The sequence below is a fragment of the Echinicola vietnamensis DSM 17526 genome (assembly GCF_000325705.1).
Taxonomy (GTDB): Bacteria; Bacteroidota; Bacteroidia; order Cytophagales; family Cyclobacteriaceae; genus Echinicola; species Echinicola vietnamensis.
Genome location: NC_019904.1, coordinates 2,182,281 through 2,197,206, shown reverse-complemented (window position 1 = coordinate 2,197,206; position 14,926 = coordinate 2,182,281). Strand labels below are relative to the sequence as shown.

Below are 14,926 nucleotides of genomic sequence, written 5' to 3'. Positions count from 1 at the left end.
GTAATAGGTTAAATGGTTTTTATTCGTTTCAATATTGGCGCTTAAGTTATTGCTTTTTTTGCAAAGTATTGTCATTAACCTTTTAGGAGAACCCTAAAAATCCGTCAAATCAATTCCATTTCCCGCAGGATTTGCCCCACTGATCGGGCCATTCATCGTTTCCAAAAGGTGCACACTGCTCGATCTGCTGTTCTTCACATACCCAACTCACAAAACAGACTTATCAACACCATTACCCTAGCCATATCAAAAGCTAAAAATGCACCGAAATCGCCATCTTTTCAATAGAATATTTCAAATGAAACATTTCCAGCAGTTGCTACCGTCCCCATCCAATCACCTGTGACTATAAGAATTCCTTCAATTTTGTTACTGGAATATTTAGCAATCCTAATTCAGCAGGTCTTATGATCTATTTTACCTCTTGGGTATGCCGCCGACACCAAAACAAGTAAGGCCGACTACCTTTTCAATTGACCAAATTTACCCTTCGCGGATTAACAGCCCAGTCATCGCATACTCTCGGGGCATAAGGTACGGCCGAGCATGACACCAGCACCTCATCTCCCTAAACCATAAGCTTCCTCCCAGCACAACTCCGCCATGTGCCCTTGCAGTGGGATACGCTGTACCCCTACCTCTAACACCTGAACCTTCCGTCTCCTACGGCTTGGTTTCAGGCAAGAGGCCGTACCCCTCTTCCAACTCAGGATGAACCTTTATCTTGATCACATCCAACAGCACGCCGGGATCCACCCAAAACACCTCCAATGTATTCCTTCCATTTTTGAGGGAAATTTCTTTTGCCGTCTTGACCGCCCTGTTACGAAGGACATTTTGCTTCCATTCTTCACTCCTGCCGTGGGTTTGAAAATCCAGTAATTGGATCGGACCACCATTTACGGAAACTCCCACCTTCACCCCATTTTCATCTGTGACGGGATGCGTCGGCAATGCCATAATTGCTACAGAGGCCTCCTCAACTGCCTTATCAAGGTAAAACTCATACGTCAGCGACGCTTGCCTCCCAAAATCCTTTTCCACACTGGGGAGTTTCAGCCCAGCAGCCTGCATCACGGCGCCACTATGGCCCAGCCCATCTACCCTTTCCCAGTTTTGCTTCCCATTGGCCTTACGTTGGCTATGGTTTTCAGCATATATGACCACTTGCCCATTGTCTGCGACGAATAGGTCACTTCCTACTCCCTGGAAATTAGTCAACTCCACAGGTACGGTTATGGTCTTGCCATCCACCTGAATGCTTATTTCTTCGTTTAATGGGGCGGTAGAAAAAGGGACGTTTGCCCAATCCACCTTTACCCAAATCCTTTCCTCCTTCTGACCGGACGGGGACAACACCCCTGACGAATGATCCAGTAAAATATAGTCCGGCTTCGCCACCACCTCCCAAGAAGCGGTCTTCTCCCCGCTCAAATAGAGATCAAAGAAATGCTCCCTTTTGGTAAGGTTATTAAAAACAGGCAATTTACCTTCGGCAATTCCTCCGCGCTCCATGCTGACCTGCACTGATGGTATTCCCGCCGAAAGTTCCTCCATTGCCATTTCAGGTTCTTGGTAAACAGGCAGTCTCCGCGGTGCATGATCCATCATATGGTTCCACTTGCCATCTGCCAATTGCTGGTTGTAAAATGCCGTTTCTTTGACAATATCATCATAAGCTTCATGTACCTTCTTGGCATAATCTGCTGCCGACAACCTCCCTTCTTGCTGATAATCCAGGGCTTTTTGCCGGTATAGGAATTTCTGATTCATCAGGGAGGCTCCTTTGATCGGATAGTAGGCCAGCTGATAAAAAGCAGAAAATTGTTCCGCTTCTATTCCGGGCTTGATCTGCTCCAATGCTGACACCAAATCCTGGTACGCTTGGAGCCGCTTATCGACCTCATCTCCTGCCAAAAATGGACTGTATGCACTCTCATGGATGGGAGTCGTAGGCTCTGTCTGGCTCCAACCCATAAATTCCGGTTTCCGCTCAAAGGCCAACTGGTAATACCTCCACATGGCCTTCCCAATGGCCGCTCCATGCGCCCCGAAAATTCCCCGATACCACTCCTTCATATGCTCTTGGACATGTTCGGGCTGTTTGAAGGCGGGAGCATCATAGGCCATATCCAAAAACAGCTGAATATTATATTCCGAAGGCTTGATATCTCCCACGTTGAGCACCCAGATATTTTTGGCCTCCAATTGGTATGCCTTCATCATTTCCTCTCGGATCAAGGCCGGATGGGTAGAACTCAACCACAAATAATCATGCGGCCTTCCCCAGTACGACGCGTGGTAATACACACCGGCCCCGCCGACACGTTTCCGCTCGCTGGCATCACTGAGCCGTCGAATATAGCCATAGTTATCGTCTGGCCATACCAAGGTGATATCTGCCGGCAAATCCATGCCGGCATCATAAATCCCCAACACTTCCTTATAAGCGGTAAACGCCTGCGGGACGTCCGCTGCATCGCCTCCTTTATGCTTTTCAAGCATTCCTCGTTGATCTTGAATGATGTTTTCCAGCATATTTGCTGCTTCTTCGGTGCTGCCTGCTCCTTCCATACCACTATCATGCACCCCACGCATGCCCACCGTATACACGGCAGCTATATCCTTGCTCTCGGCTACCCGTTCGTCCCAATAGTCGTATACCCGTTCGCGATTTGTGGTGTAATTAAAATCCCCAAACGAATCATGATGCCATTCATCGACATTATTCCGAAGCATGGGTTCTGCATGGGAAGTCCCGATGACAATACCATAATTTTTGGCCATTTCAGCATTCCCCGGATAATGGAAAAACGCCTTGGTACTCGGATGCATGGCCGGCCAGATAAAGTTGGCCTTCAGCCGGAGCAGCAACTCAAATATCTTTGCATATGTTTTTGGCCCAATATCACCGGTCTCCGGCTCAAAGGTCTTCGCTGCCCAGGGCTGCAGGCCCCAATCTTCATCATTTAGAAAAATCCCGCGGTACTTGACCGATGGTTCCTCACTGGTAAGGGGCGCTGGGGCGACATACAATGTTTCTTGCCGCTTCACGGGAACATCTGCCCACCAGGTCCACGGGCTGACACCAATCTGCTCAGAGAGATCATAAACACCAAAAACGGTACCTCGAGGATCACTTCCGGCAATGACCAAAGCTTCTTCGACCCCGGGAAAAGGACGCTGAATCACCTGTCGGTGAAATACCTCCCATCTCCCTCTCACCGCACTAAAATCCAGTTTTCCGCTCTGCTCTAGTGCTTCCAATAAAGGGCTTTCCCCTACTGTACCGATCAAGACCACCCTTGATTGATCCTTTAGGGCAGCTCGCTTTACTATTTCAGGAGCTTTTCCGGTGACCGTTTGGACATCATGTTGAAAATTTTCGACGGCCGTTAACAGGCTTTTTTCTGCTGACACATCCACCACCAAGGTGGCAGCTTCATCTCCTACGAGCGGAAAGAAGCCTTCTACCTCAATGCCCGACACCGTACCAGTTGACTGCCGAGCAAACACTGACTGGTTCACAAGAAAAAGACAGCTAAAAACTAAAAAGCAAAATGCGTAATTCTTCAGATTCATCAAGGGTTATGTTTTGTTTACCAACATCGTTGTCTATTGCCCAGGGCTGTGCTTAAGGACTCATGTTTCGAAGCGCGGTTTGCCTGCTTCCACATTCCGCAAACCCACCGATTCCGCCATAAGACCATCGCAATGCCGTTTTCCGGCACAATACTCAAATGCCGCTATTTTTTATGCCCATTTCCAGCCCACGGAGTTCTGCCAATCCCTTCAACCTGCCGATGGCAGAATAGCCCGGATTAGTCACTTTCTGTAGGTCATCCAACATCTGATGGCCATGGTCAGGACGGAAAGGAATGGCTTGGTGGCGTTGGGCATTAAGCTTTACCAGCCGCTCCATGATGGCGCACATGTCCACATCGCCGTCCAAATGATCGGACTCATGAAAATTACCCAAAGCATCCTTTTTCACATTTCTCAAATGCGCAAAATACACCCGATCCCCGACAGCATCCAGCATTGCTGGCAAATCGTTATGATCACCCGCTCCCAGTGAGCCGGTACAGAAGCAAATCCCATTAAAGGGGCGGTCTACCGCCTGAAGGATAAATTCCAAATCTTCCTTGCTGGAAGCAATCCGTGGCAATCCTAAGATCGGAAAGGGGGGATCGTCCGGATGAATCGTCATTCGAATGCCCTCTTCCTCGCACACCTCAGCAATATTTTCCAAAAAGTAAGTTAGATTTTCCTGTAATCCATGCTTTCCTATGCTGCTGTATACTTCAATACTCTCCTGCAAGGCCTCCAAGGTCACACCTCCTTCTGTGGGCACTCCCATCAGCACTATTTCCTGCAAGGCCGCTTGTTGTTCTTTGGTCATAGCAGCATATCGCTCCTCCACCTTTGCCAATATTTCCGGTTTATAAAACGCTTCTCCGCCTGCTCTCCCAAGGATCTTCAGGTCAAACACGGCCAAATCCGTCCAATCCAAATAAAGGGCCTTGGCGCCATTGGCTAAGGGCAAGGCAAGATCTGTACGCGTCCAGTCCAGCACGGGCATAAAATTGTAACAGACTGTCTTTATGCCGCATTTAGATAGGTTTCGAAGTGTCTTCCGGTAATTTTCCAAGTAATATTCGGCATGGTCATTTCGGGTTTTGATGGCCTCGTGTACCGGCACACTCTCCACCACGGACCACTCGAGTCCAGCCGCTTCGATCGTTGCTTTTCTTTCTTGGATAAGCTGGATGGGCCACTCATCTCCATGAGGAATTTGGTGCAATGCAGACACCACTCCTGTGGCACCCGCCTGCCGAACATCCTGTAAACTCACCGGGTCATTGGGCCCGTACCATCGCCATGTTTGAATCAAATTCATTGATAAAATTGTTTAAGTCATCATGATTTCCTTGGCCTTACCACCTAGAGCAGAGCCGGCCTTCATTATTTTGTTGAAATTACGTAAAAGATGCCACGAATGCACCTTTGGCATTAGGGTTCACGGCATTATTTTCGCATATATTTATCTTCAAAAGCACTTATTATCTCCCACAAAACAAAGCCTTACCGAAGAGCAATTCTCCGGCAAGGCAACCCAATCTAATACGCTTGAAATGACAACAAGCTTTACTAAATGAACAAATTCCTTCTGAATGCTTTTGCGTTCAGCTCCTCCATTGTGATGACCGGATCATTGGTAACCTGGATTTTGGTATTGACTATTATCTCCTTCCATTGAATCCATTTGTCCTTGAGGAATAGGACGCAAGTAATGATAAGGTTGTATGGTACGATTTACCGTTTGCGGTGTATGATCACCATAGTTAGACCCGCCTATTCGATAGCTTCCTGCAAGCTCATTCCACCGCTGGGTCCTTACCAAATCAAACCAACGGTAACCTTCCCCGAAGTACTCACGAGAACGTTCTTCCAATATGTAATTAACATCAATCTCTTGGGGAGTTGCCGCTATCATGGCAGCACTATAATCCGCTATTTTCTCTTGGTTACCATTATTATCCCAACGCCATTTTCCAGCCCTTGCGCGAATGACATTAATAAGCTCACGGGCACTCCGGGAGCCAGTAGCACCTTTCACAGCTGCTTCGGCCGCTACCAAATACAATTCTGAGAACTTTGCAATATTAAAAGGGCGCGTACTGCCCGCATTTGGCTGTCCCAGACCATTTCCGCTATCTGTTCGGTAAGGTCCCAATTTCCATAGACCAGGATAGACAATTCTGCTAATCCCACTGGGAGGGATCACAAAGTCAGCCCTTCCAGGCAATATCCCTGCTCCGATATTGGCTCCTTGGCTTGTGGGGGTAGGGTACTGCACGGCGGTCGCAGGTGCTTCATCGAGGAAGGTAAGGATAGCATCACCTGGCTGGACTTCCATGAGGTTCGCATTGTACACGGGGCCATTGATGACAGGTTCTCGATCGATATTGGTCCTGTAAACAGTAGTGAAGGTACCATCATAACGGGAGTCGTTGGATTTATCCGCAAAGGTATTCGTAATAGCCCCGATCGTCGGACACATACGCGTCCAAGGGCGCCCGGTCGCCTGTATCGCGGCACGCCTTACAGACTCGATGTCATTTGCCCATTGTGAACTGGAGGAACTACTTCTGATAACAGTATAATTCCACGTCATCATCCAACCCGCAAAGTTATCTGGTGCTCCACCACTACCATAGGTCAGGCTTCCTCCATTATAAAACTCACTTGTTTCTGTGTGGTCTGCGTACAATAGCAATTCATTGTTTCGGTCGTTCTCTGCCACATTTACATCGTAGAATGTCTCCTGAAGCCCAAAAGGGCCTGGATTATCAATCCCTTCCAGGGCGATATTATATGCTTCTTGAAAATACCACTGTGCATCATGCCCATCTGGATCTACCCGTTGGGTTTCTGGATAGGTGGGAATGTTATTGGGATTTTCCAGCCACCAAGCATAGGTCAAATAAGCTTTCGCTAAATACAGGCGCGCCAGCGTTTTGGTAGCTGTACCTGTCAACCGCGGCGATGCTGGCAGGTCGTTGACCGCCGCGAGCAAATCTGGAAAGATACTTTTAGTGTATACCTCAGGAACGGTATTTCTTACGGACGTCCTTACCGGGTTAGTATTAAATTCCAGTTCACCGGCCCCTAAATCCAACGGAACCCCTCCAAACGTCTGTACAAGCAGAAAATAATCGAACGCCCGAAAAAACCTGGCTTCAGCGATGAGTGCATCAGACACACCCGCTTCTTCGGCAAATTTAATCACGCCGTTTGCCGTATTGATATTGGAAAAAGCGGTTCCCCACAAAGCATCTGTACGGCTAGTGGACGCGTCAATCACACCCTGGCCACTGAGGTCCATCACCAGAAAGTTCTGGTCAGCACTTTGAGCATAGGTTACTTCATCCGTTCCAGTCTGGCAGGTATTATAATAATATGCCTGTCCATAAATATACCGAAGGTGGGCATACATGGAAGTCAATCCCCCACGGACACCTTCCTCTGTTTCAAAGAAACCAGGCTCGAAACTGCTTCGTGGCTGCTCCTCCAACAAGTCTGCACAGGACGAAAGCAGCAAGGTCACCGAAGCCACCATCATCCATTTATTTATATAATGATTTATCGTTTTCATGGTTATGTTAGAATGTCAAGTTTAAACCTATAATAAAATTACGCGTTGCCGGGGAGTTGGTACCAATGGTCAACAGTCGGTTAGGATAATTATTGGTTATCGCGGCATTTTCATCACCATAGGAATTGGTCTCCGGATCCATTCCTGATTCCTTATGGAAAGGCGAGAACAACACAAACGGATTCTGCACTGAGGCATACATCCTAAACCTGCTGATACCGGCCTTGTCCATCCAGTTGCTTTCGCGGTTAAAGTTATAGCCCAGCGTCATGGTCCTGATTTTCAAGTAAGAGGCATCAAAATAGCCTAAGGTATTTCCATATTTAGGATTATCACCACTGGCCAGGCCGCCGGGTGCAGGATACCTTGCTCCTGTATTGTCAGGTGTCCAATAGTCTACCTGGACATTATTCCGTCGCCCACTTAGCATGTTAAGGTAGCCTGTAGAGGAATGTAGCGTACTGATTAATATTCCTCCACTTTTAAATGCCCCTACAAGGCTAAGATCAAAATTCTTATACGCCACACGGGTATTAAAACCTCCCATGAAATTTGGCTGTAGGTCTAGGATCTGCCGATCATCAGGCCCAATGGCACGCGAAGGCGTGCCATCTTCCTCATACCCTCCTGTATATTTCACCTTGATCATTCCCAGATTGCCCCCTGGTTCTAACACATCCCTGTAAGGATCACCTTCTTGCCATAAACCTTGATACTCATAATCGTAAATCACATTAATGGGATGCCCCACAAACCACCAGTTACCTTCATCTCTTTTCTGGCCAGAAGCCAAGGAAACCAGCTCATTACGATTGGCGTAGAGGTTTACTCCTGCCTCCCAAGTCCAATCATTGCTTTCGATAATGGTACCATTTAGAGATACCTCCACTCCTTTGTTCTGGGTTTCTCCAATATTGGCGGTATAACTGCTCACTCCAGCAGTACCGGGGAGATTTACGCCCAACAGAATGTCCTTGGTATTGGTCACATAATATTCGACCGTACCCGATAAACGGTGATTAAACAACCGGAAGTCAAGGCCTAAATTTAATGTTTCGGAATATTCCCATCCGAGATTGGGATTGGGAAGGGCGTTTACAAAATAACCGGTAGCATAGGTATCGTTACCATAATTATATGGCCGCGTGCCCAAGCCCCCCAAAGTAGCATAAGGAGCAATGGCCTGATTGGATGTCTGCCCGTACCCTGCACGTAATTTCAACATATTGACAAAAGGCACGCCACTCATAAATGATTCATCCCCAATATTCCATCCTGCAGAAATCGCCGGGTAGGTATGCCACTTATGACCTGGCGCAAGTCTCGATGAACCATCTGATCTCAACGTCGCAGAAATCATGTAACGGTCATCATAAGAATACATTACTCTCCCCATAACGGATTTTAATCCCCACAACTGATATTGCTGGTCTCCTGGATTTACCTGGATCTCACCATTGGCATAGCCTAAATTGTAGAATTGGAACTGGTCCGAAGGAATATCCCTTGCTGACATCCTTGAGCGATAGTATTTGTTTTGCTCAGCAGAGTAAAGGGCCGTTACATTTACGATGTGCTTGTCAGCAAACGTCTTATCATAAGTCAATAGGTTTTCCACAATCCAATGATAGGTATGAGAATTGCCAACTGCGGCCGTGGAAGGAGTCTCGGGATTGGCACTGTTTATCCCCTTTCCTGTGTATTCGCCTTGGTTGCTTTGCCGATAATCCAGCCCTACATTCATCCTATATTTTAATCCATCAACGCCCGGAATTTTAAATTCACCATACAAGGCATTGTAAGTGGCATAAGCCCTGGTTTCGTTTAGCCATTGGTCTTGCACATTGTTGAGCACATCTTTTGTCATCACCCAAGACTCATCCAAAGGCATATTGATGGTCCTTCTGGGGGTGCCATCATCTTCGTAAGGAGATGCAATCGGCGACATGCTCAAGGTATTATACAGTCCTACTTGCGAACCTTGACGCTCATTATAATTACTGTTGGAGTTAAAACCAATCCTAAAATACCGACCAATCTCTTGGTCTACTGATGCCCGCAAGGAAAAACGATCATACTGCTGGGTCGGCACCACTCCTTCATCATGGTAGTAGCCTACTCCAAAGCTATACGTACTTCGCTCGCCTCCCCCTGTGACATTGACATCGTGACTTGTCATGACACCCGTCTGATAAAACAAGTCCTGCCAGTCTGTATTAACGTCATTTGACTCGTCTGCCCCATTGGTATATAACCCGGCAGCTTCCCGCATAGCGATAAATTCGGGACCATTCATCATCGGATACTTCGCAAAAACAGCCTTTGGGCCATAAAAACCGTTATAACTCACTTTGGCTACTTGGCCCTTGGTGCCTTTTTTGGTAGTGATTAAAATTACTCCATTGGCACCGCGTGAACCATAAATTGCCGTAGCGGAAGCATCTTTCAGGACATCGATACTTTCAATATCCTCTGGATTAATATCACCAATAGACCCTGCAAACGGAATCCCATTTAGTACAATTAGCGGATCATTACTGGCGGTAAGTGAGCGATTGCCCCGAATTCGGATTTGCATGGTAGCACCTGGCTGCGTAGAAGTCTGGGAGATGTCTACCCCCGGAAGACGCCCTTGCAGGGCTTGGGTTACATTTGCCGAAGCCACTTCCCTCATCTGATCACCATCTATCGATGCCACAGAACCTGTGACTGCTTCTTGGCGCAGGGTACCATACCCCACTACGACCACTTCATCCAAAGATCCCATGTCAGGCTCTAATTCAACATCGATGGACGTTTGGTTACCGACGGTGATCTCCTGGGGCTTATAGCCCAAAAACGAAAACACCAATGTCGCTCCTTCCTGAACAGCAATAGTATAATCACCATCCAGTCCCGTGACTACGCCATTGGTGGTTCCTTTCTCCTGTACGGCCGCTCCGGGCAGCCCCAGTCCATTCTCATCCAGCACCATTCCTGATACTGATACATTTTGAGCCTTTGACAAATGGGCTACCAGCACAAGCACCAGCAATACCACCCACTTCATCGACTCCTTTCCTGCTGCTCGGCCATAGGTCAACCGAATGCACTTGGTAAAGGTAGAGTCCATACTTTTTTAGGTTTTTTTGGGTTAACTAATTTTTTACTAAACCACCAACTTCCGTCACCGCCTCTATTTCCGATGCACTAGAACCATTGGTATGCTAAACCTCATAAAAAAAAATAAAAAATACAACCGATTGCAGAAATTTTTTCATTCTATTTTTTTTCACTGAATCAACTAAAAACCGCCTATAAGCATCATTTATAGCTATTAAGCAAACGAACCCCCTTTTAAATTATTCCTGACATGTAATTTTCAGTCAATTTTTTTCTAATACGATATATGCTTAAATGTTTAAAGACGATAAAAAATAAGATCACAAACCTGAAAAAAACACTTTAAACCGCATATATCGACGAAACTTCCCCAATTTAAACCCATTTTCTCACAACAATTAAAATGAAATCGGTTTCATTTTATTATCAGAACCTGTATATTCGTCTTTATAAAAAGTGTTAAATTTGATATTGACCGCATTCCAAAACCGAAACGTCATATCAAGCACGTCTTGAATGAACAAAACCAAAGCCGCAGAATAGAGACCATAGTCGGTATGGCTCCATTTTATACGCATGTCATAAGCAATCGATTACGGCACATGGCATATCAATTCGTCAAAGCGCCAAATTCATCATGAACAAAGACATTACCATTTACGACATTGCCAAAAACCTTGGCGTATCTCCTACTACTGTCAGCAGAGCACTGAATGACCATCCAGCTGTCAACCCCAAAACCAAAAAAAGGATCTTCGATGCCGCTGACCAAATGGGGTACCAGTCCAATGTCTTCGCCTCCAACCTGAGAAGCAAACGCACCAACAATATCGGAATCATCGTCCCACGACTAAACAGCTCCTTCCAATCCTCCGTATTGGCTGGGATGGAAAAAGTAGCCAATGAAGCGGGATATAACCTGATCATTAGCCAGTCCCTGGAATCGTACGAAAAAGAAAAAGCCAATGCCCGCTCCATGTTCAATAGCCGCGTGGATGGCTTATTGGTTTCCCTGGCCGGAGATACGGACAAAACCAAACACTTCCAACCCTTCATGGACAAGGGCACCCCGATCCTGTTCTTTGACCGGGTCGCTTCGCAGTCTGGCCACACCGGAGTAGTCATCGACAACAGTCAAGCTGGTTACAACGCCACCCAGCACCTCATCCAACAAGGCTGCAAAAACATCATCCATGTGTTAGGCAACCTTAAAATCAACGTATACGGCGAACGATTAAAAGGATATAAGTATGCCTTAATGGACCATGACATTCCTTTCACTCAAGAAAACATCCTCCATTCGGACCTCAACGAAGAAGCCGGAGAAGACATTGCCCATAAAATCCTTTCGATGGACCCATTACCGGACGGGCTCTTTGTCTCCAATGACGCTTGTGCCGCCAGCTGCATTCGTTCACTAAAGCAGGCAGGCATCAAGATACCAGAAGACATTGCTGTAGTCGGATTTAATAATGACATGATTTCCAGGCTCATCGAACCCAACCTCACCACTACCCACTACCCCGGCTATGAAATGGGGGAAGTAGCTATGAAAAACCTGATTAACCACTTGACCGATAACACCGAAGGTGTCCTCCACAATACCAACACCATCACCCTTCGATCAGAACTGATCATTCGAGCATCTTCACTCAAAAAGAAACTTGAACCATAAGCAATAAAACCCAACAACATAACCTTATAAACCATGAAAAGGCCTTTTCTCTTTCTTTTCGTCATGGCATTATTGTGCAGTGCCTCCCATTTCTCCCTAGCCAATGACGGCTATAACCTTTGGCTACAATACCAGAAAATAGAATCCCCAACACTCCTACCGGAGTATCAAAAACAAGCGGGACACATTTTTATTCCTGGCAAAAACGCCACATCGGATGTTATCGAGAAAGAATTGCGGACAGCCCTGGAAGCGATGCTCGAAATCGCTCCGCAGTTCACCACCACTCCAAAACAGGAAACCACCCTCTTCATTGGCACTCGAGAGCAGCTACCTGCCTTTACCCTAAAGGCGATCAATATTCCCTGGGAAAAGTTAGGCACAGAAGGATTCTCCATCCAAAGCATCAATCAAAATAGCCAAAAGGCCCTAATCATCACAGGCAACTCTGATGTAGCATTGCTGTATGGAACCTTCGAATTTCTCAAGCTCCTGCAAACCCAACAAGACATTTCCACGGTGGACCTGACTTCCATCCCAAAGACAAACATCAGGGTGCTCAACCACTGGGACAATCCAGACAGGACCGTAGAAAGGGGCTATGCAGGAGCTTCTATCTGGGACTGGCACCGATTACCCGGCCATGTCAAACCACAGTATGTCGATTACGCCCGCGCCAATGCTTCCATCGGCATTAACGGCACCGTACTGACCAATGTAAATGCTAACGCCCAAGTACTCACCCCTTATTTTCTCAAAAAGGTCGCCACCCTAGCCGACACGTTTCGACCATACGGCATCAAGGTATACCTCACCGCTCGGTTCAGTGCTCCCATTGAAATCGGTGGACTCGATACAGCGGACCCGCTACATCCAGAGGTTCAAAAATGGTGGACCGAAAAGGTTAACGAAATTTATGAATACGTCCCAGATTTTGGCGGTTTTTTGGTAAAAGCCGACTCTGAAGGCCAGCCTGGCCCCCAAAATTACGACCGTACACAAGCAGAAGGCGCCAATATGCTGGCAAAGGCGCTCCAGCCCCATGAGGGGATTGTGATGTGGCGCGCATTCGTCTACAGCAATGAGACACCTGATGACCGTGCCAAACAAGCCTATAACGAATTCAAGCCACTTGACGGAAAATTTGAAGACAATGTCTTGGTGCAGGTCAAAAATGGCCCCATCGATTTTCAACCACGCGAGCCGTTTCATCCGCTCTTTGGAGCCATGCCTGAAACGCCCCTGATGATGGAGTTTCAGATTACCCAAGAATACCTTGGACAAGGCACCCACTTGGTCTTTCTCGGTTCACTCTTTGAAGAAGTACTCGACACCGACACTTATGCAAAAGGCCCTGGCTCCACTGTCGCTAAAGTGGTGGAAGGCTCACTGGACCAACATGCGCTTTCTGGAATGGCCGGTGTCTCCAACATCGGCACCGACCGCAATTGGACAGGCCACCTTTTCGGACAGGCCAATTGGTATGCCTTTGGCAGGCTCGCATGGAACCCGGACGAAAGTGCTGCCGATATCGCCAAAGAATGGCTTAAGATGACTTTCAGTAATGATGAAAAATTCATCCGTAAAGGCAAAAGCATCATGCTTCAATCCCACGAAGCCGCTGTAAACTACATGACGCCACTTGGACTTCACCATATCATGGGCTGGAGCCACCACTACGGCCCAGGCCCTTGGGTGACCGACAAACACCGAGACGACTGGACCTCCACGTATTACCACCAAGCCAGTGAGGACGGTATAGGTTTTGATCGCACCGCATCTGGCAGCAATGCCCTATCGCAGTATGCCCCCGAAGTCCAGCAACAATATGAAAACCTTGAAACATGCCCTGAAAAATACCTGCTTTGGTTTCATCACCTTCCATGGAATTACGAAATGAAATCAGGGCATTCACTGTGGGACGAAATTGCCCTTCATTACCAAAAAGGAGTCCATCAAACGGAACAAATGATCACGGATTGGAAATCCATCAAAACACACGTAGACGATCAGCGGTATCAACAGGTCCTCGACTTCCTTCAGATTCAGCACCATGAAGCCAAATGGTGGCGGGATGCATGCTTGCTTTACTTCCAGCAGTTTTCTCAAATGCCCCTTCCGGAAGGAGTGACACAACCTGAATTTTCATTGGATCATTACCGACAATACACTCCGCTATTTGTACCGGGGATATAAGTAAAAAACAAAAAACACCACCAAAATGAACAAAGCTATTGCCCTTGTCACTGGAGGAGCTTCAGGGCTCGGTTTGGCCACTGCCAAAAAATTCTGTGACCACGATATCACAACCATTATTATCGGCCGAAATGAATCTAAATTGGCGAAGGCCCAAGAAGAGCTTGGACCAAACTGTCATTATTACGCATTTGATTTAAATGACCTCCCCAACATTCCGGACCTGATAAATACCATAACCACCGAACATGGGAAAATCGACATATTGGTCAATAATGCCGGCATTAACATGAAAAAACCCTTCATAGAAGTCACTGATGAAGAGTTCCAACAAATCATTACCACGAATGTATTCGCTGTATTTTCCCTGAGCCGGGAGATAGCTAAAACCATGGCCAGCCAAAAACACGGCGCCATTGTCAACATCAGTTCGATGGCTTCACAATACGGCATCCCAAAAGTCATTGCCTATACTGCCTCTAAATCAGCCATCGAAGGCATGACCAAAGCCATGGCGGTGGAGCTCTCCCCTTTGGGCATCCGGGTGAATTGTGTCGCTCCAGGATTTATCGCCACTGAAATGTCCGCTAAAGCCCTGAATGGAGACCCAGAAAGAAAGCAAAAAGTGCTGTCCAGAACCCCCATGGGAGCCTTGGGTACTCCGGCAAACATTGCAGATGCCGTATACTATTTGGCTTCAGAAAGTGCTAGCTACATCACCGGGACCATCCTTCCTGTCGATGGCGGAAACGCGATTGGATTCTAAAAAAAGAAAACCCGAAACTGGTATCAGT

At 47.1% G+C, this 14,926-nt stretch carries 7 protein-coding genes; 3 read left to right on the top strand and 4 right to left on the bottom strand.

Translation table 11 applies throughout. From position 1 onward, the window contains the following. Positions 1–663: 663 nt before the first annotated feature. The 4 genes from ECHVI_RS09160 to ECHVI_RS09145 all read right to left on the bottom strand — a co-directional run bounded on the left by ECHVI_RS09160 (position 664) and on the right by ECHVI_RS09145 (position 10,271). The gene (locus tag ECHVI_RS09160; protein ID WP_015265686.1) at positions 664–3,582 is read right to left on the bottom strand and encodes a glycosyl hydrolase 115 family protein; all 2,919 of its coding nucleotides are present in this window, start codon (positions 3,580–3,582) and stop codon (positions 664–666) included. A gap of 154 nt (positions 3,583–3,736) precedes the next feature. Continuing rightward, a complete protein-coding gene (uxuA, locus tag ECHVI_RS09155; RefSeq protein WP_015265685.1) occupies positions 3,737–4,900 on the bottom strand; it encodes a mannonate dehydratase in 1,164 nt (387 codons plus the stop codon). Positions 4,901–5,212: 312 nt separating this feature from the next. Continuing rightward, a complete protein-coding gene (locus ECHVI_RS09150) occupies positions 5,213–7,159 on the bottom strand; it encodes a RagB/SusD family nutrient uptake outer membrane protein (RefSeq protein WP_041738471.1) in 1,947 nt (648 codons plus the stop codon). Between the two features lie 7 nt (positions 7,160–7,166). Next, positions 7,167–10,271: a SusC/RagA family TonB-linked outer membrane protein gene (locus ECHVI_RS09145; RefSeq protein WP_015265682.1), complete on the bottom strand. Its 3,105-nt coding sequence runs from the start codon at positions 10,269–10,271 to the stop codon at positions 7,167–7,169. Between the two features lie 627 nt (positions 10,272–10,898). On the opposite strand from ECHVI_RS09145, the gene ECHVI_RS09135 reads away from it, so the two are divergent. From ECHVI_RS09135 to ECHVI_RS09125, 3 genes are read left to right on the top strand one after another with little or no spacing between them, the layout of a single operon-like run. Beyond that, positions 10,899–11,936 carry a LacI family DNA-binding transcriptional regulator gene (locus ECHVI_RS09135; protein WP_015265680.1) on the top strand — a complete coding sequence of 346 codons (1,038 nt, stop codon included), beginning with the start codon at positions 10,899–10,901 and terminating at the stop codon, positions 11,934–11,936. Positions 11,937–11,969: 33 nt separating this feature from the next. Then, complete coding sequence (locus tag ECHVI_RS09130) at positions 11,970–14,132, top strand: alpha-glucuronidase family glycosyl hydrolase (protein ID WP_015265679.1); 2,163 nt, start codon at positions 11,970–11,972, stop codon at positions 14,130–14,132. A 25-nt stretch (positions 14,133–14,157) separates the two neighbouring features. Then, entirely contained in the window at positions 14,158–14,898 is a 741-nt protein-coding gene (locus tag ECHVI_RS09125; RefSeq protein ID WP_015265678.1) for an SDR family NAD(P)-dependent oxidoreductase, read from the top strand. Positions 14,899–14,926: the final 28 nt, after the last annotated feature.

Excerpts from the sequence above, each read along its gene's own strand:
- ECHVI_RS09125 (WP_015265678.1), top strand. The coding sequence starts at position 14,158 with ATGAACAAAGCTATTGCCCTTGTCACTGGAGGAGCTTCAGGGCTCGGT.
- ECHVI_RS09135 (WP_015265680.1), top strand. The coding sequence starts at position 10,899 with ATGAACAAAGACATTACCATTTACGACATTGCCAAAAACCTTGGCGTA.
- ECHVI_RS09150 (WP_041738471.1), bottom strand. The coding sequence starts at position 7,159 with ATGAAAACGATAAATCATTATATAAATAAATGGATGATGGTGGCTTCG.
- ECHVI_RS09160 (WP_015265686.1), bottom strand. The coding sequence starts at position 3,582 with ATGAATCTGAAGAATTACGCATTTTGCTTTTTAGTTTTTAGCTGTCTT.
- ECHVI_RS09145 (WP_015265682.1), bottom strand. The coding sequence starts at position 10,271 with ATGGACTCTACCTTTACCAAGTGCATTCGGTTGACCTATGGCCGAGCA.
- uxuA (WP_015265685.1), bottom strand. The coding sequence starts at position 4,900 with ATGAATTTGATTCAAACATGGCGATGGTACGGGCCCAATGACCCGGTG.
- ECHVI_RS09130 (WP_015265679.1), top strand. The coding sequence starts at position 11,970 with ATGAAAAGGCCTTTTCTCTTTCTTTTCGTCATGGCATTATTGTGCAGT.